Below are 21,147 nucleotides of genomic sequence, written 5' to 3' on the forward strand. Positions count from 1 at the left end.
AGTCGTGGAGGTGAAGCAGGTGACAACAAAGACAGCTCCCCGCTTTACGGGGAAACGTTATCGTCTAGATAAGCCGGAGCTGCTTGCTCCAGCAGGAAACTTGGAGAAGCTCAAGTTTGCCGTTCATTATGGCGCGGATGCGGTTTATATCGGCGGGCAGAAGTACGGCCTTCGCTCCAATGCCGACAACTTCAGCTTCGAGGAGATGAAGGAAGGCGTTGAGTTCGCGAACCGTTATGGAGCCAAGGTGTTTGTGGCGACGAATATTTATGCCCACAATGAAGATATCAGCGGCCTCGAGGATTACTTGCGCGAGCTTGAGGCAGCCGGAATTGCGGCGATTATCGCTGCCGACCCGGTCATTATCGAGACGGCGCAGCGCGTAGCGCCAAAGCTGGAAGTACACTTGAGCACCCAGCAATCGACGCTGAACTGGCAAGCGGTGAAGTTCTGGAAGGACGAAGGCTTGCCGCGCGTCGTGCTTGGCCGTGAGACCAGCATTGAGGAAATCGCCGAAATCAAGGCGCACGTGGACATCGAGATCGAAGCGTTTATTCATGGCGCGATGTGCTCGTCCTTCTCTGGACGCTGCGTATTATCGAATCATTTTACCGATCGTGATTCAAACCGCGGCGGCTGCTGCCAATCATGCAGATGGAAGTACGACATTTACGAGGACGACATCCAGATGGTCGGCATGGATGCGGACAAATTCACCATGAGCTCCAAGGATTTGTGCATGCTTGAGCACATTCCGGATCTGATCGATGCCGGCATCGACAGCTTCAAAATCGAAGGCCGGATGAAGAGCTTGCACTACGTAGCTACGGTCGTTAACGCGTACCGTCAAGCGATCGATTCCTATATGGCCGACCCGGAAAATTACGAGCTGAAGCCAATTTGGCTGGAAGATATTCAGAAGGCGGCGAATCGACCGGTAAATACGGGGTTCTTCTATGACACACCTGGTGCCGAAGACCATATCTACGAACCGGAAGACAAAGCCGTGCCATACGATTTCGCAGGCGTTGTCGTTTCCTATGATGAATCAACCGGACTTGCCGTGGTTGAGCAGCGTAATCACTTTAAGCCAGGAACAGAAGTGGAGTTTTTCGGGCCGAATGGAACCTTCTTTAAACAAGTCGTTGGCCAAATCACCGACACAAGCGGCAACGGGCTGGATGCGGCTAGACATCCGCTGCAGCATGTAGTCATGAAGACCGAGCATCCGGTCAAGCCAATGGACATGATGCGCAAAAGGGTTCGTTAAAAAGCGGTTTCTAAATCATCCTAATCATCAATGATTAGGATGATTTTTTTTGTGAAAATAATTCCTTTTTCCCTAACATTACGAAGATGTTAAGCCGATATTAAGGATATTGCGTTTACCCTATACGAAAAGATCCGCACTCGGAAAACTATCCTCAATCAGGTGGTGTCTAGTCATTGAAATTGAAGCTTAACGTGAAGAGAGAGAAAACGAGAACACAAACTCAAACGCAAACAAATGAAGGGGCTATTTCAAGTATGAAAGCGCTCTATTCGTCGTCGGTAGACGGACTGAAGAATGTGAAGGTGTCCAATCCGATCAAATCGGTCGGCCTTATGCTGTTTCTTATTATTTTCAGCGCCATTCTCGTCTGCGTTCTTGTGGTTGGATTATTCTCCTACTCGACCTCGAAAAACATCATCAAGCAAAAAGTAGCGGATTCCAGCGCAGTCGCCATCGCGCAATCCAAAAGCAAGCTGGACCTCATGTTCAAGAACTACGAAGCGTTATCGATGCAAATCCTGCTTGATAAGACGGTTCAAGATAACTTGGCGAAATATGAAACGGCCAAGGACGATTACGACCGCTTTGATGTCATGAAGAAGCTTAGCGATTCGATTCAATCTTACATCCTCGGCAATTCGACGATTGTCGGAGCATCCATCATTCCGCTTGACGGCAAGTCCGCCTCCGTTACGGTCGGTTCTGCCAGCATCACTACGGAGGATGCTAAAGGTACGGAATGGATGAAGAAGATCGTTGACGGCGGCGGCAAGCTTATCTGGCTTCCGTCACAGGTTAAAGGCTATAGCGGCAGCGCATCGGAGCCAACTTTCGGCATGGGGCGGGTCATGAAGAATACGGTTACGAACAAAGGCAAATATATCATCGTTGTCGAGATTTATTTGAAAGAGTTTTCGAAGCAGCTTGAGGATTTGAATCTGGGAGAAGGCAGCGATGTTACGATCGTTGACAGCTCGAACAACCTGGTCTTCAGCAAAGATCCGGCATTGATTGGACAACCATCGCCAATTGAGTTCCCAGCGGATCAAGATTCCGGCAACTCGACTGAGGAATTGGCTAACGGAGAAGAAGTGCTCGCAATTTATAACCAGTTTGCGTCGGTAAATTGGAAGCTGGCCGGTTCGGTACCGGTTAATCAGCTTGTGAAGGATGCCAAGCAAATCCAGAATGCGACCTTTATCATCGCCGGTATCGCTGCGATGCTCGCCATTGGCATCGGAATGCTCGTAATTCGAATGGTTGCGATTCCGCTTGTCAGCCTGCGAAACCTCATGAACGAAGGAGAACGAGGTAACCTGACCGTCCGTTCATCCATCAATAAAAAGGATGAAATCGGTCAATTGGCACAGAGCTTCAATCAGATGATGTCGCAAATCACGGTGCTTGTCGCCCAAACGAATCAATCCGCGCAGGACGTGCTGGCAACAGCGGGCGAGCTTTCGGACGCCTCGAAGAAAACGGCTATTTCCGCGCGCGAGATCGCGGTGGCAACGGAGGAAATCGCCAATGGCGCAACCAGCCTTGCGATTGAAGCGGAGAAGGGCAGCGATTTAACAACTGAAATCGGCCGGCAAATGCAGCAGGTCATGCGTGCGAACCAACAGATGGGCTCTGCGGCTTCCGAGGTAGAGAAAGCAAGCCGTCAAGGTACGGCTTATATGAACGGCTTGATCGAGAAAACGGGCATGACGGAGGAAATGACGCGTTCGATGGTGGAGAAAGTAGACCGCCTGAAGGAAAGTACGCGTTCCATACGAAAAATTCTCGATGTACTTAACAACATGACGAAGCAGACCAATATTTTGTCCTTGAATGCGACAATCGAGGCAGCGCGCGCAGGTGCTGCGGGCAAAGGCTTCATGGTCGTAGCGGACGAAATCCGTAAGCTGGCTGACCAATCCCGTCAATCGATTGATGTTGTTGGCCAAATCACGGAAACGATCCAAAAGGAAATCGACGAAACGGTTCATGTATTGTCCGATGCTTATCCGATCTTCCAAGAGCAAATCCAATCGGTCAAAGAAGCGAATCTAATTTTCTTGTCCGTACAAGGCCAAATGGGCGACTTCGTCGGCAGCCTTAGCTCGGTTACCGAATCGATCAGCAGGCTGGAGCGCTCGCAATCTGTGCTCACCGATGCAATGGGCAACGTAAGTGCGGTTGCGGAGGAATCGTCCGCGACGTCTGAAGAAGTTGCGTCCTTGAGCAATGAACAAAACAGCATTAGCGAAGGTTTGGTGCGGTTGTCCGACAAACTGGAGACCGTCTCGACGGGGCTGAAAGAAACGCTCAGCCGTTTCCGGACCTAAATAGGAAAGGCTGACACTGCTTGGTGTCAGCCTTTCTGGTTGGTGCAAGAAAGAGGCGTGGGATTTATCCCACGCCTCTTTACGCGTTCGAATATGAATTAATCCCGGCTCTGCGTGAAGATCATAATGTACTTGATGAGCTCCAGCAGGGAGATAAGTGCGGCTGCGACGTAGGTCAGCGCAGCGGCATTGAGCACCTTGGCGACACCGCGCTCTTCTTCGTTCGTAATGAAGCCTTCGGCGATCATGATTTCTCTGGCACGGTTGCTTGCATTGAACTCAACCGGCAAGGTGACGAGCTGGAACGCTACGGCACATGTGAAGAACAGAATGCCAAGTCCGATCAATCCGGTCGCCTGGAATAGGAAGCCGGCAATAAGCAGAAACGGAGCTATGCCGGAAGCGAATCTTACGACCGGGAAAATCTTATGACGCACAACCAGCATCGGGTAGTGAACGCTGTGCTGAATCGCATGGCCGACCTCGTGACAGGCTACAGAGACCGCCGATATCGAGTTCTCGTAGTAGACTGGCTCAGACAGCCTTACGACGCGGTGGATCGGGTCATAGTGGTCGGAAAGCCTTCCTGGCACCGGCTCGATAGGAACATCATGCAGGCCGTTACGATCAAGCATCATGCGCGCGGCCTGGTAGCCGGTAAGCCCGCTCATCGTTTGTACGTCGGACCAACGGTTGAACGTGCCTTTGACTCTAAACTGCGCCCACAACGATAGAATAAAGGCGATAATAATTAGAAAATCCATTGGGTGAAAAAACATTGTCGTTCCCTCCATTGAAAGTTGAGTTCTACATAATACCGCCTTTGTTAAGGAGCAGCATCAGCGCTTCGACGCATGCGGCGGTTTGAGGCACAAGACGTTTAAACACCTGCTTGGCCTGCCCAGGCTTCAGCTGGTTGAGCACCGGCTCAATCTCTTGTACCTCGCGCTGCAGCTGTTCAAGATGCAGCTGCAGCTCCATGAGCTTGCCTGACACTTGTTCCTCCGACGAAACTTTACGCCAGCCTGACATCGTTGTTTTGATTTCGTCGAGCGTATATTTGTCTTGCTTCAACTGTACTATACGTTTGAGCCGGTGCAAGGTTTCATCGCTGTATAAGCGATAATTTTTTGCCGTCCGCTTCTCAGGTTCGATTAAACCCATTGAGGTGTAGAAGTCAATGGTGCGGGGACTCACACCGGCCATTTTGGACAATTCGCCAATCCGGTACAGCAACGGTTCGGACAATAGGATCACCTCTTTCACTAAAAGGTATGTAAATAATGCTCCTAGTTCCTATGATACAGAATCTATAACCATACAGTCAAACGTAATGCTTTGGCGGAATTTGCAAGTTATAAACCTGACATGAATATTCAACCCTTCAGGGCATTCGTAATTTAAAAGTAGAAACTGACATAGGATAGGGTAGAATGGCGATCAAAACGCGAAGAATAAAGCAATGGAGATGCAGATTTTACATAATTACTGTGAAAAAACTTAACATTCGCTTCAAACGAAGAAGCTAATGTTAGATTTTTTTCGGTAAAATGAAAAAACTGTATTGTCAAAAAAGGCACTTCTGACTATAATGACATTAAGTCTTTCCTTTCGTGTTAAGAAACATTACATTAGGGAGTGGTCGTAGTGGTCAAAAAGTTGATTTTGTCTTTAGGTGCTCTTTCGTTGTTATTTCCGGCAATGGCTTTCGCAGATGACCCATCTGCGGGCACGCTCAACATGGGACTGAACTCCATTTGGGTAATGATCGCCGCGATTCTGGTTATCTTGATGCAAGGTGGATTTATTCTTCTCGAATCCGGTTCGACACGCATGAAGAATGCCGGTCACATTGCCGGTAAGACGATTTTCACAGTAGGTCTTTGCACATTGGTTTATTGGGCGGTAGGTTATGCGATCGCTTTCGGCTCCGACAACGCGGAGAGCTCGATCAGCAAATTCATCGGCTGGGGCAGCTACTTGTTCTCTCCTGCGGTAGCGGCGGCTGACGGTGAATCGCTTCCATCGACGATCTTCTTCGTCTTCCAGCTTGCATTCGCAGCCGTATCCCTCTCCATTGCTTGGGGTGGATTCGCTGAGCGCGCCAAGCTTTCCGCTTATCTTGTCTTCACAATCTTGTTTACTGCACTTATTTACCCTGTTATTTCTCACTGGATTTGGAGCCCAAGCGGCTGGTTGTTCGCTGAAGGCGCTCAAGACTACGCTGGCTCCACAGTCGTCCACCTAACCGGTGCGCTTGCGGCCTTTGCGGCGACGGTGCTGCTGAAGCCTCGTATCGGCCGCTTCAACAAAGACGGCTCCGCCAATGAAATTCTCGGTCATAACCAAGTATTCGGCGCATTGTCCGTTCTTATTCTGTGGGTCGGCTGGTTCGGCTTCAACGCAGGCAGCGCGCTTGGCGTAGGCGATGGTTTCTTCGGTTATGTAGCATTCAATACGCAGCTTGGGGCTGCCGGCGGCGCGGTTTCCGCACTTCTGATCTCCTGGCTCGTAAACGGAAAAGCTGACATTCCTACGACATTGAACGGCGCTCTGGCCGGCCTCGTAGCCATCACTGCAAGCTGTGCTTTCGTTGATCCGTGGGCTGCTGTTCTCATCGGTTTGATTGCAGGCGTACTCGTCTTCTTCAGCGCAAAATTTTTCGAGAAAATCAAAGTCGACGATCCGATTTATGCGCTTTCCGTACATGGTGCGGCAGGGGTTTGGGGTACGCTGGCGAATGGTATCTTTGCAACGGAGGAGCTGGCTACGAAGCTGAATGTCGGCAGAGGCGGCATCATCGACACAGGCAGCTGGCACCAAATGTGGGTACAGCTTGAATCCGTGCTCGTCTGCGGCGCCTACGTGCTCGTCGTTTCGTTCATCCTGCTCGGCATCATGAAGGTCGTTATGGGACTTCGCGTAACGGAAGAGCAAGAGATTATCGGCCTTGACCTGTCCGAGCACGGTACTTTCGGGTATCCGGAGCAAATGAAAAAAGCGCAGCAAAGCCTGTAAGCCGTGTTTTGCGTAGCAAAGACACAACCATAGAAATGCGTAGCAAAGACACAACCATAGAAATGCGTAGCAAAGACACAACCATTGAAATACGAAGCAAAGATACAACCATAATACGTTGACTGACATAGGGGTGAGCAACGCATGAGCGATCCGGTTCGTGCAAAGCTGCTGTCACGCATCGGGAAGGCCGATGATGTGGTTACGCTGCGAAGCTTGCGGGATCAAATCCATGAGCGCATGGAAGCTCTGCATGCCGAACAACCGGCAGAACAATTTTATACGGATCTGAATGAGGTGCATGACGCGTTTATTCGGCGGGCGATCTCACTTTCAGAAGGGCAAATGGCACGGCTGGGGCATGGTTCCCCACCCGTGCCTTACGCGTATTTATTGTTCGGCAGCGGGGGCAGACAAGAACAAACGCTATCCAGCGACCAGGACAGCGGCATGATTTATGGCGATCCGGAGGAGGAGTCGGAGCTTGAACGGGTGAGGGACTATTTTCATACTTTCGGCAAAATGGTCGTTCAAACGCTGGAGCGACTCGGCTATCCGCCTTGTGAAGGCGAAGTGATCAGCGCAAACCCTTTCTGGTGTCAATCTCTGACGGAGTGGAGGGCGAAGTTAGACGGTTGGTTTGAGGAGCCTGGTTGGGAGGTTGTCAGGTATCTTCTCATCGTTGCAGACAGCCGGTTAATCTACGGAGAGAACCGCTTATTGCAAGCGCTTAAGGATCATTTCTTTTCCGATCTGCTGGCAAATCCCGTTATCGCGCGTCACATGTTGAATAATACGATGCGCCACAAGGTATTGATCGGCGTGTTCGGCCAGCTGCTTAAGGAGCAATACGGCGAAGATGCCGGCGGTCTGGATTTGAAATACGGGGCTTATATTCCGATGGTCAACGCGATTCGATTGTTGAGCATTCAAGCGGACATACGCGAAACGTCGACGTTAACGCGAATCGACCGCTTGTATCAACAGGGGGTCGTTTCAAAGGAGGATCATGCGCTGTATGCGCATATTTTTGCATTATTTTTGCGGCTGCGGCTGATGAGCACCTTGAAGAGGGATGACGGTTTGTATACGAATAACGGGAAGCTGCCTCGCGCCAAGATGACGAAAGAATTAATTGATGAGCTCAAGGCGGGGCTCAAAGGGGTGAAGAAGCTGAGGCGGTTCGTGCAGCGGCAGATGACGGGCAGGCAGTAGGCTAGGCGGAGGGGAGTAGCATGAAGGAGCAGAAAAGTGTTGGCAGGATGTGGCATTTATACAAAATGGGCGGGATAACGCCGGCGATCGCTTCCATGATGGGCGCTCAAAACGCGCAGCAAATGGCCTTCATTCGTTCCATGTCGAAGGAGCAGCGGAAGGATTCCGTCATGGACCAGCCGCTTCACGAAATGGAGTATGTCGTCTTTGATCTGGAAACGACCGGATTTTACCCGACGAACGGGGACGAAATTTTGTCGGTCGGAGCCGTACTCGTCCAAGGGGACCGGATTGCCGAGGATCGCACCTTCTACAGCCTGGTTAACCCGAAACGCAAAGTACCCAAGCATATTGCGGAGCTGACCGGCATCACGAATGAAATGGCGGGGGATGCGCCGGATCTCATGCAGGTCCTGCATGATTTTATGGAATTCGTCGGGCGGAGGCTGCTTGTTGCGCATGCGAGCGGACATGACAAGCAGTTTCTGAATGCTGCGCTCTGGCGGACCTCGAAGGTGTATTTGACCCACAGGGTGCTGGACACGATGATGGTTGCCAAGTGGCTGGAGCCGAATCGGGAATCCTATAGTTTGGATGACTTGCTTGAGCTGGCGGGAATTGATATAACGCAGCGGCACCATGCGCTGGAGGATTCATTCATGACGGCGAGGCTGTGGGTAAATTACTTGCAGCGCATTCAAAGCCGGAACGTCATCACGCTCGGGGACTTATATGCTTATTTGAGTCAGCATTAAAGGAATGAAGGTGCCGCCATCGACCCGGTAGGGCTGAATGCGCGGCATGTCCGGGTCTAGAAGCGAAATAATCCAGTAGGTTGTCGATGAGGCGTGAAGACCGTTCAGATCGGATGGGCTAGGCAGCGGAAGCGACGAAGGATGGGAATGAAAATAACCGACAAGCGATTGTCGGTTTTTTTGCATGCGGTAGCAAGTTTGGATCCATGCTGCCGGATCGAAATCAAAGCGGCTTCGTGGCTGCCGCGACCGGTTCGGAATCGGATATACGCTGGTAACGGTAAGGATCGGCGATGCGGACTGCTCGCTGTCTCCGATAGGCAGAATTGCGTCGCTGGCGAGAATGCCGCATGCCTCGTTCGGCAATGCGCGTACGCAGCTGTCGATCATGCGTTGATAGGCATCGGCCGTAATTGTCGCATACGCTTGCTGAGCATGCAGCCGGTAATCTCCTGCTTCGTTCATCCTGTCCATAGCCTCGTTTCTTGCATGTTTCAAAGTTTAACTCTTTTCTTCATTATAACGGGTTGATGCCCTCCTTAGTAGTCCGGCCTAGACATCGCCTGCGGTCTTAGGCGGGTGCACGAGGAAAACGATGATGAGCAGCGCCCCTAGGGAGAGCGCGGCTACAATGCCGTAGAGCAGCGTATCGGAGCGCTTGGCTATCCAGCCGAATAACGGCGGGCCGAAGGCGACGCCCAGGAAACGCAGGCTGCTGTAGAGCGAAGTGACCATGCCGCGGTGCTCGCGGTCGACCGCGCCCGTGATCAGCGTATTCAAGCAAGGGAGCAATAGCCCTGTACCCGTGCTGCTTAGCGCGGCGAAGCCGATCAGCGCATATATATTGGCATGCATGAAGGCGGCGGCAGCGAGCGCGCCGCTCATGACGGTCAAGCCGATCATCATCAGCCGGCGCATCAATTTGCCGTTGTTTTTAATATGGCGGCCGGTTACGTAAGCTGTAACCACAAGAAACAGAAGCGGAATGGCTAGAACGCCGCCTTTTGCGACGCCGTCCACGCGGTAAGGAGCTTCCTCCAGAACGTCCGATAACCGGAACAGGACGCCGAACAGAATAAAGAGCCCTAGCGAGCCCGACACGAAGGCGGATATGAGCCAACGTCCCTTTTCCTTAAAGACCTTCACGATATCGGAAATGTACTGCTTAACAGGTGTTTTTGTTTTATTTTCGTTTGGCGGTTCTTTAATAAGGAACATCATCGCTGCGAAAGAGCCGGCGCAAAATAGCGGAAAAGCAAATAAAGGCGCATACCATGCCATCAATGCCAGTAGGGAGCCGATAATCGGGCTTATCACTTTGCCTGCGCCGTTAGAGGCTTCGATGAGGCCCAGTGCCTCGCTCTCGCTGCCGTCTCTGTACATGTCGCCGACGAGCGCCATGGCGATGGGCGATGTGCCGGCTGCGCCGATTCCTTGAAGCGCTCTAGCCGCAATTAGCAGCCAGTAGGAGTGCATCACGGCACCGACTCCCGCTGCGATACCGGCGATTCCGTAGACGGCTAGAGAGGGCAAAATGACGGCTTTGCGGGTGAAGCGGTCGGACAAGTAGCCGGAGATCGGGATAATCAGGCCGGCAGCCACGGAAAACAACGTAATGACAAGGCTGGCTTGAAAGGTGGAAATGCCTAGCTCGCGTTCCATATCAGGCAAAATAGGAACGAGCATCGAGTTGCCCAGCACGAGTACGAGCGGTACGGTTGCCAGGGCGCTATATTCAAGCCATTTTCCTTTTCCTTTGCTTTGACCGGCATCGGCGCCACCGGATTGCACCGTCCGCAGGTTGCCTTTCGATCCTTGCGACCAGCCGGATTTCGTCGATTGCTTCATTAGAACAGCTCCCATGGCGATTTTGTGTCATCCCGCCCCTAATGTGCCCACGAACTTGAGCATCCATTCCCAAGCGTGGTAACATGTAGTGAGGTTGTACAAGATAAGTAAAACGCATAAGAGAGAAGGCGCAGCTATGAAACGATCTATGGTGCTGATCGTCATCGTGCTCATTCTGGCAGGTGCGGCAGTATACCAAAATAAAGGCAAGCAAAGCGAGGCGCTTGCAGCTTCCGAAGACATGCTGCCGAAGCCGGGTTACACGGCTCCGACGCTCCAGCTTCCGGATTTGAACGATAAAGAGACCGCGGTCGGCGGCAAAAGGGAGAAGCTGCTTCTTGTGAACTTCTGGGCGTCCTGGTGCGGACCGTGCGAGATAGAAGCACCCGATATGCAGGCGCTGGCGGAGGAGTATGGAGACAAGCTGGAGCTCTACGGCATCAATGCGACGAGCATGGACAGAGAGCGGCAAGCGAGGGAATTCGTGGTTCAGCAGAAGCTGACCTTCCCGATTTTAATGGACCGCGACGGCAAAGGGACCGATTTGTATAAAGTCAATCAATTCCCGACCAGCCTGCTGATCGACAGCAAGGGCATCGTGAGGGAGCGAATCGGCGGCGCGATATCCAAGGGGCAGTGGAAGGCCATTATCGACAAATGGCTAGCCGTGGAGGAAGAACAGAGCAGCAGCACATAGAAATAAAAAAGAACGCCGGATCAGCCATTAAGGCCGATGCCGGCGTTCTTTCTATTAGTGGTTCACCAAGCCAAACTGCTCGCGGGGCTCATCGTGCGCGTTATCGATCTTGGACATATTCAGCAGCGCGTAGCGGATGCTGTCCACCAGCGCCTCCCAGCTGGCTTCAATGACGTTGCTCGAAACGCCTACGGTGCTCCAAGTGTTCTTGAAGTCCGTCGATTCCATCAGCACGCGGACTTTAGCGGCTGTAGCGTCCTTCTCGTCGATGACGCGGACTTTATAGTCGGACAGATGGAAATCGTTAATGCTTGGATAAAATTGCTCCAACGATTTGCGCAGCGCGTTGTTGAGCGCGTTGACAGGTCCGTTGCCTTCGGCGGCCATGTAAACGGTCTGGCCGTCGACGTTGACTTTCACGATCGCTTCGGCATTCATGCTGCCGCTTGTTTTTTCCACGATCATTTTGAGCGATTCCAGCTTGAAGATTTCCTTCATCTCGCCGAACGCATCGCGCAGCAGCAGCTCAAGCGACGCATCGGCGCCCTCGAATTGATAGCCCTGATGCTCCAGATCTTTGATCCGCTCCATGATTTGCTTCGTCTTGTCGTTGTTTGCGTTCACGTCAAGTCCAAGCTCTTGCGCCTTGGAGATAATGTTGCTTTGGCCGGCCAGCTCGGATACGAGCACGCGCTGTTTATTGCCGACAAGCTCCGGACGGATATGCTCGTACGTTTTGGAATCTTTCATGATCGCGGATACATGGATGCCGCCCTTATGGGCAAATGCCGCGTTGCCGACGTAAGGCTGGCCGACAGGCATATGGACGTTCGCGATTTCGCTGATATAGCGGGCCGTCTTCGTCAGCGATTGCAGCTGGTCGTCGCTGATGCAGCGGTAGTCCATCTTAATTTGCAGGTTAGGGATGATGGAGCACAGATTTGCGTTGCCGCAGCGTTCGCCATAGCCGTTGATCGTTCCCTGCACCTGACGCGCTCCGGCTTGTACCGCGGCGAGCGTGTTGGCAACGGCCAGCTCGCAGTCGTTATGGGTGTGAATGCCGATCGGCGCGTTCAGCTCCATGCGGATGCGGGAGACGATATCGTAGACTTCCGTCGGAAGCGTGCCGCCGTTCGTGTCGCACAGAACGATCCAGTCCGCGCCGGCATCCTGTGCTTTGCGCAGAACCGATAGAGCATATTCGGGGTTATGTTTGTACCCGTCGAAGAAATGCTCGGCATCGAAAATCGCTTCAACGTCGTTGCGTTTCAGGAACGCGAAGGAGTCGTAAATCATCGACAAATTTTCTTCTAGCGTCGTTTGCAGCGCGGTGTGCACGTGGAAGTCCCACGACTTGCCGACGAGCGTGGCTGCAGGAACGCCGGATTCTACGATGCGCACGAGGCTGCTGTCTTGCTCGGCAAGCGAGTTTTTGCGCCTAGTGCTGCCGAAAGCCGTAATTTTGGCGCCGAGCTTCAAGTTCTTCGCGCGTTGGAAAAATTCAATGTCTTTGCTGTTGCTGCCTGGATTTCCGCCTTCAATATAATGAACGCCAAGTAAATCTAGCTTCTGGGCAATTTTTATCTTGTCATCCGCGGAGAGGCTGATACCTTCGCCTTGCGTGCCGTCACGCAGCGTTGTATCGAAAATAGAGATTAAGTTTGCCATCCTATGTAAGAGCCCCCTTCACTACTGAATCCAATGCTAGTCATAATTTTTTATTATAGCATTACTTATGCGGTGCGTAAATGTTCCGTTGTTTGCGCTCCACGGCCGCGAGTTGACGGGCTATTTTGGCGATTGTATGCTGAGCATAAAGGACTTTTGCGCATATAAGGAGAGGAATGCCGCCGTGGATAAGCCGGCCGCCAAGAACCGAGTCATTCTGCACCTGGACATGAATGCGTTCTACTGCTCCGTACACGAAGCCGAGGAGCCGCATAAATATAAAGGAAAGCCCACGGCAGTCGCCGGAAGCGTCGAGCTGCGCAAGGGCATCATCGTTACCTCGTCCTACGAGGCCCGGAAGAAAGGGGTGAAGACGGGGATGACCGTGCGGGAAGGAATGCGCAAGTGCCCGGAGTTAATCCTTATTCCTCCCGACTTCAATCTCTACCGGACCTATTCGCGCGGGTTCATGTCGATTGCCAGACAGTATACGCCGCTCGTTGAAGCGACGTCCATCGACGAATGCTACCTGGATATTACGGGGTCCTCCGCCTTCGGGGAGCCGCTCGAGATCGCTCACGCTATCCAGGACCGTATCCGAAACGAGTGGAACCTGCCGTGCTCCATCGGTATTGCGCCTAATAAGCTGCTGTCGAAGATGGCCTCGGATTTGCAGAAGCCGAACGGCTTTACGGTGCTTCGCATCCGCGATGTCCCGAGGCTGCTCTGGGATAAGCCGTGCGACGCGCTGTTCGGCATCGGCCGCAAGACGGCCGAGAAGCTCATTAAGCTGAACATCCGCACGATCGGGCAGCTGGCGGAAGCCGACGAGGCGATGCTGACGAAGCATTTCGGCGTCGTCGGCTCGTGGATGAAGGCCGCATCGCACGGATACGATTATTCGCCCGTCAATGCGGAACGGGAGCGAAACAAATCCGTCGGCCATACGACGACGCTGCCCACTGATGTAAAGGACCGTGCGGAGGCGCATCGCATCTTCTTGAATCTGGCCGATCAGACGGGCCGCAGGATGCGCCGCCAGAACATGATGGCGTCCACGGTGCAGATCGTCATCCGAAGACCGGATATGACCACGCTGAGCAGGTCGGTGACGCTTCCCGTACCGACGGATTCCGCTTCCGATATCCATAAGGAAGCCTGCAAGCTGTTCGATAAGCACTGGCCGGATGGAGAGCCGGTCAGGCTGCTCGGCATTACGCTGCAAAATCTATCGCTGCAGGAAGAAACGGCCGTCCAGCTAGATTTGTTTGAGTATAAAGAGCAGCCGAAGAAGGCTGCTTTGACGAAGACCATGGATATGCTGCGAGATAAGTTCGGCGAGGATGCCGTGCTGACGGCAGGCATGCTTGGCGACGATCCTTCGGCCCTTATCCGGAACAAACGAATTCGAGGGACATCCTTGCAAATAGACGAGCATATGTTATATAGTGATGAATGAGGGTTGTTCGCTTAATGAGCACACATGAGTAAGCTTACTGGCTTACAATTAATAGGAGGGAATACGATGTCGAAGTTTACTTGGGTTGAGAAAGATACGTGCATTGCATGCGGTGCTTGCGGAGCAACGGCACCTGACATTTACGACTACGACGATGAGGGTCTAGCAGAAGTCATCTACGGAAACGACGGTAACCACGGTAATACGGAAATTCCATCGGATCTGTACGACGATTTGCAAGATGCGGCTGATGGCTGTCCGACGGACTCCATTAAAATCGCTGACGCTCCTTTTAATAACTAATTCTTTTCATAGGAAGTCATTTCACTCAAGCAAATCCCGTTTCTTGTTTCTACAAGAGATGGGATTTTTCTTGTACTAGAGGGATGCTGCGTTCGGATGGAACTGGAGGATCTGGAGGATCCGTATGACCTGATACCGCTTGGAACGCGTGTCGACATAAAAAGCGGTGTTCTTCCCGCCCCGCGGAAATCGCCGGACGACAAGCGTTAAAGCTTGAAGCCGAGGGCAGGATGAGACGAACACCGCTGTCATTTGCAAATGGTTAGGTTAACTTAGCTTTGCACCGTATCCTATTTATCTAGAATCAGCAATATGGCCATAACAATGACGATGACGATGAAGATAGAACCGATCCATACGAGCGCTTTCTTGTTGGTTTGCTCCTTTTGCTTGCTTTTTAGAATAGGGGGTCTTTTCTTGACATGGCTCATACGGCTCAACCTTTCTTTACAAATGGGTTTGTACTCTTATTGTAATCGTTTTCTTGCAGGGATACAACATCGCAATCGGTTGCGGGTGAAGAGCGAGTGCGCACGAAAGAGGCGCCTTGCTCTTTATTTTTCCCTGCCGACACGTTAAACTGTTCGATAGAGCTAACACGAAGAACGGAGTGAATTTCATTGCTATATACGAAAATAGCCAAGCCCTATTTCTTCCGGATGGACGCGGAGAAAGCCCATCATACGGTCATTGACGGTCTGCATGCGGCAAGCCGTATGCCGGGCGTCCCTGCGCTCATGCGCGCCATGTACGGCGTATCGGAAACAAAGGAGCTGGCGGTCGATCTGTTCGGCTTGCATTTCCCGCATCCGATCGGCCTTGCGGCAGGACTGGACAAGAATGCGAAGGCGGTTGATATGTTCGCAAATATCGGCTTCGGGTTTGCCGAGGTCGGAACCGTTACGCCGGTTGGACAAGCCGGCAACGATCTGCCGCGCTTGTTCCGGCTGCCTTCCGACGAAGCGCTGATTAACCGGATGGGCTTCAATAACGACGGTGCGTCCGTGCTGGCGGAGCGTCTGTCGAAGTATAGGAACCGTCCGATTCCGATCGCGGTCAATATCGGCAAGAACAAAACGACGCCGAACGAGCTTGCCCACGAAGATTACAGGGCATGCTTGCAGGCGCTCTATACATACGGCGACTTTTTCGTCGTCAATATCAGCTCTCCGAATACGCCGGACCTGCGGGCGCTGCAGCATGGCGATGAGCTGAAGCTGCTACTCTCCACCGTGATGGACGAGATGGCGGTTCAATCAAAGAAGAGCGGAAAGACGCGCAAGCCGGTGCTTGTCAAGATCGCGCCGGACATGACGGACGAGCAGCTCGACTATACGGTCGATACTATCGTCGCGAGCGGCGTAAACGGCATTATCGCGACGAATACGACGATCAGCCGCGAGGGCCTTGGGCATCCGAACGCGAAAGAGACGGGCGGCCTCAGCGGCAAGCCGCTCAAGGAACGGTCCACGGAGGTCATTCGCGACGTTTACCGCCGGACGGGCGGGAAGCTGCCTATTATTGGCTCAGGCGGCATTTTTACGGCTGCCGATGCATACGATAAAATTCGCGCAGGTGCGAGTCTTGTAGAAATTTACACGGCACTCATTTACAAAGGGCCGGAATTGCTGCGCGAGCTTGCGGAAGGGCTAATGGAGTGCTTGCGCAAGGACGGGTTTCAATCCATTAAAGAAGCGGTTGGAGCAGATCATCGGTCTTAGACAGGAGGCGGACGGATGGACGGAAGAGACTGGGGATTATTTTTGCAACCATACGAGCAAGCGGTAGAAGAATTGAAGGTAAAACTCAAAACGCTGCGCACGGAGCTGAAGAATAGAGAGGCTTACTCGCCGATCGAGTTCGTGACCGGACGGGTTAAGAAGATTTCGAGCATATTAGAAAAGTCGAAGCGGTTATCCGTACCGATGGAGAAAATAGAAACCGGCATCGAGGATATTGCGGGCATCCGCATTATGTGCCAATTTGTAGACGATATTCACCGCGTCGCTGCGCTGATTCGGACGCGCAAAGATTTGAAGCTCGTCTACGAGAAGGATTATATTACCAATTTCAAGGAGAGCGGCTATCGAAGCTACCATATGATTGTCGAATATCCGGTTCAGACGGCGATCGGATTGAAGCATGTGCTGGCTGAAATTCAGATCAGGACGCTCGCGATGAATTTCTGGGCGACGATCGAGCATTCGCTCAACTATAAATATAAAGAGAGCTTGCCGGACGAAGTTCGCGAACGGCTGAAGAAAGCAGCGGAAGCGGCATCCGTGCTGGATACGGAGATGTCGAGCATCCGCAACGAAATTCTGGACGCGCAGCGGGATTTCGAAGAGAAATCGAATATGGTATCCAGCATCCTAAGCGACATTCAGGAGCTGTATTTCTTTCACCGCGTGCGGGAAGCCGTTCAATTCCAGCTGCGTTTTAACGAATTATGGGAGCAGGAGGATGCTTACGCGCTCCGCATGCTGTCCGATGAAATCCGCACGGCGATCAACCGGGCGGCGAAGAAGGGCGGCACCAGCTAAGTGGCAGCGGATCAGACGTATGACGAGCGTTTCGTTCATTTTATCGTGCTGTTCAACGTGGACGAGGATTATTTCGAATGCCATGAGGTGATGGAGGAGCTGTGGCTCGAGGAGGGCCGCAATGTCCTGTACCAAGGTTTGCTGCAAGCAGCGGTCGGGCTTCACCATTACCGAAATGACAACTTCTCGGGCGCCGTCAAGCTTTTTACCCAGGCCGAGAATAAGCTGATCCAGTATCCGGATGCCATGATGGGGCTTGATCTGAAGCAGCTTCGGGCTGACATTGCGTCCAGTCTGACGCCGCTGCGCGAATGGCTGGAGCGGGATGCCGCCTCAAGCAGCGCTCCTCCGCCTCCGTTCGCTCCATTCCGGCTAGTCGTGCTCGATGAAGAGCTGCGCCAACTTTCGAAAGCGCTTGCTGAAATTCCGCTTGAAAATCGTCTTCATGGAGAGGATTAGCCGATGATTGATGTGCAGGGGTTAACGAAGATTTATCAGGTTCATGTCCGGAAGCCTGGCTTCGCTGCTTCGCTGCGGAGCTTATGGCATCGCGAATACCGGGAGGTACGGGCGGTGGACGGGATCGATTTTCATATTCCGGAAGGCCAAATTGTGGGCTTCCTGGGTCCTAACGGCGCTGGGAAAACAACGACGATGAAGCTGCTTACAGGACTTCTGCACCCGACTGCGGGTCAGATCAGGGTAGGCGGCTTTATTCCGTTTCAGCAGCAAAACGCGTTCAAGAAGCGCGTCAGCCTCGTGATGGGGCAAAAAAGCCAGCTGATCTGGGATATACCGGCGTCGGAGACGTTCTTGATCCATAAAGAAGTGTACGAGATCGCGCCTGCCGACTACCAGGAGAGGATCGATTATTTTACGGACATGCTCAATCTTGCCGCGGTAATCGATAAGCCGGTCCGGCAGCTGTCGCTTGGCGAACGGATGAAATGCGAGCTGGTGGCGGCGCTGCTGCACCGTCCGGATCTGGTGTTTCTGGACGAGCCGACCATCGGGCTCGACGTCAACATGCAAGAGGCGATGCGCAGGTTCATCGAAGCTTATAACCGCGATTACAAAGCGACGATCCTGCTTACAAGCCACTACATGGCGGATGTGTCGGCGCTGTGCGATCGCGTGCTGGTCATCAACCACGGCAAGCTGCTTTATGACGGGGCCATCAACAGCTTGATCGACCGGTTCTCGCCGTACAAAAGAATCGCGCTGGTGCTCGGCGATCCGGTAGCGGCCGAAACGGTACAGGCGGCCGTACATAGCGGCGGCGGACGGCTCGTCTCCTATGCTTATCCTCAGCTTGAGGTGGAAGCCCCGCGCGAAGAGGTTACGGGCTTGTCTGCGAAGCTGCTTACTTCGCTGCCGGTCGTCGATTTGACGATTGAAGATCCTTCGCTGGAATCGGTCATCGGCATGGCTTATGCCAATACGGATGAGCCGCAGCCGGCGGAAGCGGCTAGTGAACCAAAGGAGATCGGCGTATGATTGCCGCAACAATGGGGTTCTGGCGCAAGTATATGGTCGTCTTCAAAGCGGATTGGGCGATCATGATGGCCTACAGGAGCGAAACCTTGATCTGGATGTTCGGCGCGTTCGTCCAGCCGCTCGTCAGCCTGGCGGTATGGACCTCGCTCAGCGGCACCGGCTCGATCGCCGGTTACCGCGCTTCCGATTACGTGCTTTACTTCTGCGCGGTTCTGCTGGTCGACCGGCTTACGCGGTCATGGGACGTGTACGAGCTGGACAGCGACATTCGGCAAGGGACCTTCTCCGGCAAGCTGCTTCGGCCGTTCCACCCGATTCATTGGAGCATTAATGGAAATTTGGTGTATAAAATATTTTGGGCTGCGCTGATGATTCCGGCGTGGCTTCTGTTGGCCCTATTCATTCCCGCTATGCGGACGCCAGCCGGAATCGGCACGATCGGACTAGCCGTGCTGGCGATCGCCTTGTCTTCCGCGCTGCGGTTCCTGATCGGCTACATGTTCGGTCTGCTTGCCTTCTGGAGCAACCGGGCTACGGCTGTCTATGCCTTATATGAAGGCGTCCATTTGTTTCTCGCTGGACGGATCGCGCCGCTGTCGATGTTTCCGGATTGGGTCGCCGAAGCGGCAAAAGTGCTGCCTTTTTACGTGACGGTTGCGTTTCCGGTCGATCTGCTAACCGCTCGACTCGCCGGAGAGCCGCAGCAGATTGCGATCGGCTTCGCCCAGCAGCTAGGCTGGCTGATGATTCTACTGCTGGCGTTTCGTCTCATGTGGCGGCAAGGGCTTAAACGCTACGGCGCATCGGGAGGGTGAGCGAAGATGGTGAGAGCTTATCGGTTAATCCGGACATTCTTTCATGCGTGCCTAGCGGAAGAGTTCGAGTACCGGGCCAATTTCGCGGCCAATATCGGTTCGACCTTGTTCTCGATCGCCATGTCGGTACTGACGGTGATTCTATTCTTCTACCGGTCGCCGTCGCTCGGAGGCTGGTCCTTTGACGAAGTGCTGGCGCTGCTTGGCATCTTCAATGCTTTACACGGTTTTGTAGAGCTGTTTCTTCAGCCGAATATGTCGCGGCTTGTGTCGCACATCCGGCAGGGGACGCTCGACTTCGTGCTGCTGAAGCCGGTGGACAGCCAGTTCTTCGTCAGCTTCCGTCATTTAGTGCTGTGGCGGTTTGCCGATATCGCGCTCGGGCTAGGCTTAACCGGTTTTGCTGTATGGCGGTTAGCGGGCTGGCCGAGTCTCAGCGGCATCCTTCTGTTTGCGCTGCTCTTCATAGCATCGTTAATGATCGTCTATGCGCTTTGGACCGGGATGATGGTGATGTCGTTCTGGGCCGTTAAGGTGGATAATTTGGCGTTTCTGTTCGGCTCCTTGTTCGAAACGTCCCGTTATCCCGTGACGGTGTATAAAGGAGCGCTTCGTTTAGTGCTGCTCTACGTGCTGCCGATCGGCCTCGTTACGACGGTTCCCGCAGAGGCGCTTATCGGGCGTTTAGGCTTTGTAAATGCAATAGGCGCGTTAGCGCTGGCGCTGCTCTTTCTACTGTGTGCCAGGTTGCTGTGGAAGCGGGCGCTGCGGTCGTATACGAGCGCTAGCAGTTAATCCGATATGGCGGTAGTCCCCGCATATGGCCGTTTGGCCTGGCGGGGGCTTTTTTTATGGAAAATCACGGACGCCGGTTGGTCAAGCTTGCGGCTTTATTATACAATGGGATGATAAGGTTGATCATGAAGCGTGTTGGAGGCAGGGAGCAATATGGCAAAAAGAATGCGGCTGGACAAGCTGCTGGCTAATATGGGATTCGGTACGCGGAGCGAGATCCGGCGTGCCGTAAAGCAGGGACGGGTGACCGTGAACGGCGATGCCGTCAAGGATTTCGGAATGCAGCTCGATCCGGAAGAAGCGGCCGTACAATTCGACGGAGAAGAGGTTGTCTATCGCGAGACCATCTATGTGATGCTGAACAAGCCGCAAGGCGTCGTGTCGGCGACGGAGGATAACCGAGACCGTACGGTCATCGATCTGCTGGAACCGGAGGACCGCGTACTACAGCCGTTCCCGGTCGGCCGACTGGACAAAGATACGGAAGGGCTGCTGCTGCTGACCAATGACGGCAAGCTGGCGCATGAGCTGCTGTCGCCTAAGAAGCATGTGCCGAAAACGTATGAGGCGCTTGTGCATGGGGACGTCGGCGAAAGCGACCGAACGGCATTCGCCGAAGGCGTTACGTTGGATGACGGCTACGAAACGATGCCGGCCCAGCTTGTCATCGGAGAGAAGGAGTCTCGCGGCGAGGACGGCGTGTTCAGCCGAATTACGCTGACGATTCATGAAGGCAAATTTCACCAAGTGAAGCGGATGTTCGAGGCGGTGGGCAAGAAGGTTGTCTATCTCCGCCGCATTTCCATGGGACCGCTGCAGCTTGATCCGGCGCTGCCGCTTGGGGAATACCGGCCGCTGACGGATGAGGAATTAACGATGCTGCAGTCGGTTCAACTTAACGGATGATAGAATGGCCGCGGCAACGAGAGAG

20 protein-coding genes are annotated in these 21,147 nt (G+C 53.2%); 15 read left to right on the forward strand and 5 right to left on the reverse strand.

The window, feature by feature from the left end; all coding sequences use genetic code 11:
* Nucleotides 1-19 precede the first annotated feature (19 nt).
* Together DL346_RS05800 and DL346_RS05805 are read left to right on the forward strand one after the other, a co-directional pair.
* Complete coding sequence (locus DL346_RS05800) at nt 20-1,270, forward strand: peptidase U32 family protein (protein WP_165822386.1); 1,251 nt, start codon at nt 20-22, stop codon at nt 1,268-1,270.
* Nucleotides 1,271-1,527: 257 nt separating this feature from the next.
* Nucleotides 1,528-3,603, forward strand: coding sequence for a methyl-accepting chemotaxis protein (locus DL346_RS05805; RefSeq protein ID WP_112881091.1), 2,076 nt, complete (start codon nt 1,528-1,530; stop codon nt 3,601-3,603).
* Nucleotides 3,604-3,701: 98 nt separating this feature from the next.
* On the opposite strand, the gene DL346_RS05810 is transcribed toward DL346_RS05805, so the two are convergent.
* Complete coding sequence (locus tag DL346_RS05810) at nt 3,702-4,382, reverse strand: zinc metallopeptidase (protein ID WP_112881092.1); 681 nt, start codon at nt 4,380-4,382, stop codon at nt 3,702-3,704.
* Nucleotides 4,383-4,410: 28 nt separating this feature from the next.
* On the reverse strand, nt 4,411-4,851 hold the full coding sequence (locus DL346_RS05815) for a MerR family transcriptional regulator (protein WP_112881093.1): 441 nt from the start codon (nt 4,849-4,851) through the stop codon (nt 4,411-4,413).
* Between the two features lie 399 nt (nt 4,852-5,250).
* Here DL346_RS05815 and DL346_RS05820 point away from each other — a divergent pair, with 399 nt between their 5' ends.
* The 3 genes from DL346_RS05820 (at nt 5,251) to DL346_RS05830 (ending at nt 8,591) form a co-directional block, all read left to right on the forward strand.
* On the forward strand, nt 5,251-6,621 hold the full coding sequence (locus DL346_RS05820; RefSeq protein WP_240633039.1) for an ammonium transporter: 1,371 nt from the start codon (nt 5,251-5,253) through the stop codon (nt 6,619-6,621).
* Nucleotides 6,622-6,765: 144 nt separating this feature from the next.
* Nucleotides 6,766-7,836, forward strand: coding sequence for a DUF294 nucleotidyltransferase-like domain-containing protein (locus tag DL346_RS05825; RefSeq protein WP_112881094.1), 1,071 nt, complete (start codon nt 6,766-6,768; stop codon nt 7,834-7,836).
* 20 nt (nt 7,837-7,856) lie between these two features.
* Nucleotides 7,857-8,591, forward strand: a complete 735-nt coding sequence (locus DL346_RS05830; RefSeq protein WP_112881095.1) for a 3'-5' exonuclease — start codon at nt 7,857-7,859, stop codon at nt 8,589-8,591.
* Here DL346_RS05830 and DL346_RS05835 read toward each other — a convergent pair.
* Entirely contained in the window at nt 8,565-9,056 is a 492-nt protein-coding gene (locus DL346_RS05835) for a M67 family metallopeptidase (RefSeq protein ID WP_165822387.1), read from the reverse strand. The genes DL346_RS05830 and DL346_RS05835 overlap by 27 nt on opposite strands.
* Nucleotides 9,057-9,143: 87 nt before the next feature.
* Nucleotides 9,144-10,439 (reverse strand): MFS transporter, encoded by a 1,296-nt coding sequence (locus DL346_RS05840; RefSeq protein ID WP_112881097.1) that lies wholly within the window; start codon nt 10,437-10,439, stop codon nt 9,144-9,146.
* 136 nt (nt 10,440-10,575) lie between these two features.
* Here DL346_RS05840 and DL346_RS05845 point away from each other — a divergent pair, with 136 nt between their 5' ends.
* On the forward strand, nt 10,576-11,136 hold the full coding sequence (locus DL346_RS05845) for a TlpA family protein disulfide reductase (RefSeq protein ID WP_112881098.1): 561 nt from the start codon (nt 10,576-10,578) through the stop codon (nt 11,134-11,136).
* 54 nt (nt 11,137-11,190) lie between these two features.
* Here DL346_RS05845 and cimA read toward each other — a convergent pair whose 3' ends face one another.
* Complete coding sequence (gene cimA, locus DL346_RS05850) at nt 11,191-12,804, reverse strand: citramalate synthase (RefSeq protein WP_112881099.1); 1,614 nt, start codon at nt 12,802-12,804, stop codon at nt 11,191-11,193.
* A gap of 184 nt (nt 12,805-12,988) precedes the next feature.
* Between cimA and DL346_RS05855 the strand changes: the two genes are divergently transcribed.
* From DL346_RS05855 to DL346_RS05895, 9 genes are all read left to right on the forward strand, one after another.
* Nucleotides 12,989-14,263 carry a DNA polymerase IV gene (locus DL346_RS05855; RefSeq protein ID WP_276311509.1) on the forward strand — a complete coding sequence of 425 codons (1,275 nt, stop codon included), beginning with the start codon at nt 12,989-12,991 and terminating at the stop codon, nt 14,261-14,263.
* 66 nt (nt 14,264-14,329) lie between these two features.
* Nucleotides 14,330-14,566 carry a ferredoxin gene (locus DL346_RS05860; protein ID WP_112881100.1) on the forward strand — a complete coding sequence of 79 codons (237 nt, stop codon included), beginning with the start codon at nt 14,330-14,332 and terminating at the stop codon, nt 14,564-14,566.
* A gap of 620 nt (nt 14,567-15,186) precedes the next feature.
* A complete protein-coding gene (locus DL346_RS05865; RefSeq protein WP_112881101.1) occupies nt 15,187-16,287 on the forward strand; it encodes a quinone-dependent dihydroorotate dehydrogenase in 1,101 nt (366 codons plus the stop codon).
* 15 nt (nt 16,288-16,302) lie between these two features.
* Complete coding sequence (gene yjbM, locus DL346_RS05870) at nt 16,303-17,109, forward strand: GTP diphosphokinase (RefSeq protein WP_112881102.1); 807 nt, start codon at nt 16,303-16,305, stop codon at nt 17,107-17,109.
* Nucleotides 17,110-17,568 (forward strand): DUF309 domain-containing protein, encoded by a 459-nt coding sequence (locus DL346_RS05875; protein ID WP_240633040.1) that lies wholly within the window; start codon nt 17,110-17,112, stop codon nt 17,566-17,568. It begins immediately after the preceding gene.
* A 3-nt stretch (nt 17,569-17,571) separates the two neighbouring features.
* The gene (locus DL346_RS05880; protein WP_112881103.1) at nt 17,572-18,606 is read left to right on the forward strand and encodes an ABC transporter ATP-binding protein; all 1,035 of its coding nucleotides are present in this window, start codon (nt 17,572-17,574) and stop codon (nt 18,604-18,606) included.
* Complete coding sequence (locus DL346_RS05885; RefSeq protein ID WP_112881104.1) at nt 18,603-19,421, forward strand: ABC transporter permease; 819 nt, start codon at nt 18,603-18,605, stop codon at nt 19,419-19,421. The genes DL346_RS05880 and DL346_RS05885 overlap by 4 nt, the downstream gene beginning before the upstream one ends.
* 6 nt (nt 19,422-19,427) lie before the next feature.
* Nucleotides 19,428-20,216, forward strand: a complete 789-nt coding sequence (locus DL346_RS05890) for an ABC transporter permease (RefSeq protein ID WP_112881105.1) — start codon at nt 19,428-19,430, stop codon at nt 20,214-20,216.
* A 153-nt stretch (nt 20,217-20,369) separates the two neighbouring features.
* Nucleotides 20,370-21,122 (forward strand): pseudouridine synthase, encoded by a 753-nt coding sequence (locus tag DL346_RS05895; RefSeq protein ID WP_112881106.1) that lies wholly within the window; start codon nt 20,370-20,372, stop codon nt 21,120-21,122.
* Nucleotides 21,123-21,147 lie beyond the last annotated feature (25 nt).

This window comes from Paenibacillus montanisoli, from assembly GCF_003268025.1.
GTDB lineage: Bacteria > Bacillota > Bacilli > Paenibacillales > Paenibacillaceae > Paenibacillus_Z > Paenibacillus_Z montanisoli.

Coding starts and splice junctions, on each gene's coding strand:
- DL346_RS05805 (WP_112881091.1), top strand. CDS start 1,528: ATGAAAGCGCTCTATTCGTCGTCGGTAGACGGACTGAAGAATGTGAAG.
- DL346_RS05810 (WP_112881092.1), bottom strand. CDS start 4,382: ATGTTTTTTCACCCAATGGATTTTCTAATTATTATCGCCTTTATTCTA.
- DL346_RS05825 (WP_112881094.1), top strand. CDS start 6,766: ATGAGCGATCCGGTTCGTGCAAAGCTGCTGTCACGCATCGGGAAGGCC.
- DL346_RS05830 (WP_112881095.1), top strand. CDS start 7,857: ATGAAGGAGCAGAAAAGTGTTGGCAGGATGTGGCATTTATACAAAATG.
- DL346_RS05835 (WP_165822387.1), bottom strand. CDS start 9,056: ATGAACGAAGCAGGAGATTACCGGCTGCATGCTCAGCAAGCGTATGCG.
- DL346_RS05840 (WP_112881097.1), bottom strand. CDS start 10,439: ATGAAGCAATCGACGAAATCCGGCTGGTCGCAAGGATCGAAAGGCAAC.
- DL346_RS05845 (WP_112881098.1), top strand. CDS start 10,576: ATGAAACGATCTATGGTGCTGATCGTCATCGTGCTCATTCTGGCAGGT.
- cimA (WP_112881099.1), bottom strand. CDS start 12,804: ATGGCAAACTTAATCTCTATTTTCGATACAACGCTGCGTGACGGCACG.
- DL346_RS05860 (WP_112881100.1), top strand. CDS start 14,330: ATGTCGAAGTTTACTTGGGTTGAGAAAGATACGTGCATTGCATGCGGT.
- yjbM (WP_112881102.1), top strand. CDS start 16,303: ATGGACGGAAGAGACTGGGGATTATTTTTGCAACCATACGAGCAAGCG.
- DL346_RS05880 (WP_112881103.1), top strand. CDS start 17,572: ATGATTGATGTGCAGGGGTTAACGAAGATTTATCAGGTTCATGTCCGG.
- DL346_RS05885 (WP_112881104.1), top strand. CDS start 18,603: ATGATTGCCGCAACAATGGGGTTCTGGCGCAAGTATATGGTCGTCTTC.
- DL346_RS05890 (WP_112881105.1), top strand. CDS start 19,428: ATGGTGAGAGCTTATCGGTTAATCCGGACATTCTTTCATGCGTGCCTA.
- DL346_RS05895 (WP_112881106.1), top strand. CDS start 20,370: ATGGCAAAAAGAATGCGGCTGGACAAGCTGCTGGCTAATATGGGATTC.